This window comes from Dietzia sp. Cai40, assembly GCF_014145165.1.
Classification (GTDB): Bacteria; Actinomycetota; Actinomycetes; order Mycobacteriales; family Mycobacteriaceae; genus Dietzia; species Dietzia natronolimnaea.
Genome location: NZ_JAALEB010000453.1, coordinates 1 through 1,649 on the forward strand (window position 1 = coordinate 1; position 1,649 = coordinate 1,649).

Below are 1,649 nucleotides of genomic sequence, written 5' to 3' on the forward strand. Positions count from 1 at the left end.
GGCCGGGAAGCCGACGTCGTTGAAGAACACGCATCGCCCGCCGTGGCGCCTCGTCCGCAGGGCGGGCTCGGGCTCGCCGTCGTCCCCGGTGAGCTCGTCCTCTTCCAGCCACGGCTCGAGATCGCCGCCCTCGGCCTCCGCGGCCTCCAGCGCGGCCCCACGGTGCTGCCAGTCCTCGGGTCCCAGGAGTTCGACGTTCACGGTCAGTCGCGCGCGGTCGTCGTCGTCACACAGGAACGCCCCGTGCGTACAACAGCCGGAGTCGGGCTGGTCGGCCTCGATGCCGTGGCAGGCCGGGGTGCCGAACACGCAGGTCCACGAGGACAGCAGCCAGGTCATGTCCGCGGAGACGAGGTGCTGGTCGTTCGCGGGGTCCGGGAAGCTGTACCACTCGCGGGGGAAGTCGAGGGGGACTTCCGCGGCGGGCGCGCCCGGGGTGCTGGTGCGTTCGGTGGCGGTCACAACCTGCGACCGTAGACCGTTTAGGGTGGGCGTGTGAGATTAGGTGTCCTGGACGTCGGGAGCAACACGGTCCATTTCGTGGTGGTCGACGCCCATCGCGGCGGGCACCCCACGCCCATGAACGACTCCAAGACCCGTCTGCGGCTGATCGAGTACCTCGATGAGGACGACAACATCTCGAAGACCGGCATCGCCCGGCTGATCGACGCGGTCAACGAGGCCGCCGATCTGGCCAAGGCCACCAAGTGCCGCGAGGTCATGGCCCTGGCGACCTCGGCGGTGCGCGACGCCGCCAATTCGGACGCGGTGCTCGAAAAGGTCGAGAAGGAGACCGGGATCGCGTTGCGCGTGCTCTCCGGCGAGGACGAGGCGCGGATGACCTTCCTGGCCGCCCGCCGGTGGTTCGGCTGGAGCGCCGGTCGGATCGTCAACCTCGACATCGGTGGTGGCTCGCTCGAACTCACGAGCGGCGAGGACGAGCTGCCCGAGCACGCCTTCAGCCTGCCCCTGGGCGCCGGCCGGTTGACGCACGACTGGTTCAAGACCGACCCGCCCGAACGCAAGCGCATCAACCAGTTGCGTGATTTCATCGACGCCGAGCTGGAGGGCCCTGCCCGGGACCTGCGGGCCGCCGGCACCCCCGACCTGGCCTGTGCCACCTCCAAGACGTTCCGCACGCTGGCGCGGCTCACCGGCGCGGCGCCGTCGTCGGAGGGGCCGCGGGTGGAGCGGATCCTCACCGCGTCGGGTCTGCGGCAGGTGATCGCCTTTATCTCTCGCATGACGGCCGCCGACAGGGCAGAGTTGGAGGGCATCAGCTCTGACCGGTCCCATCAGGTGGTCGCGGGAGCGCTGGTGGCGGAGGCGTCGATGAGGGCTCTGGGGTTGGAAAGTGTGAAAATCTGCCCGTGGGCTCTGCGGGAGGGGCTCATTCTGCAGCGTCTCGACCGGGACGCGGGCGGCGACGGAAAGGGGAGCTGAGATGGCCGAGGATCAGGACGGTCAGCAGATCACCGTGGCGGAGCTGCTCAAGCGCATGGGCGCCGAGCAGTCGGACGCGGCCGCACCCAAGGGGCGCCGGCACCGGCGGGCCGACGAGGGCGGCAGCGGCGTGAGCGTCTCCGAGCTCACCGGCGAGATCCCGCGGATCACCGATGACACCGAGCTCAGCAGCCGCGCCGCGCGCC

At 70.3% G+C, this 1,649-nt stretch carries 1 protein-coding gene and 2 pseudogenes; 2 read left to right on the forward strand and 1 reads right to left on the reverse strand.

Annotation, left to right across the window (positions count from 1 at the left end):
- Positions 1–462, reverse strand: a pseudogene (locus G6022_RS15465) (hypothetical protein); the annotation flags it as partial.
- A gap of 33 nt (positions 463–495) precedes the next feature.
- Between G6022_RS15465 and G6022_RS15470 the strand changes: the two are divergent.
- Positions 496–1,443, forward strand: coding sequence for a Ppx/GppA family phosphatase (locus tag G6022_RS15470; RefSeq protein WP_182610886.1), 948 nt, complete (start codon positions 496–498; stop codon positions 1,441–1,443).
- A 1-nt stretch (position 1,444) separates the two neighbouring features.
- Positions 1,445–1,649, forward strand: a pseudogene (locus G6022_RS15475) (hypothetical protein); the annotation flags it as partial.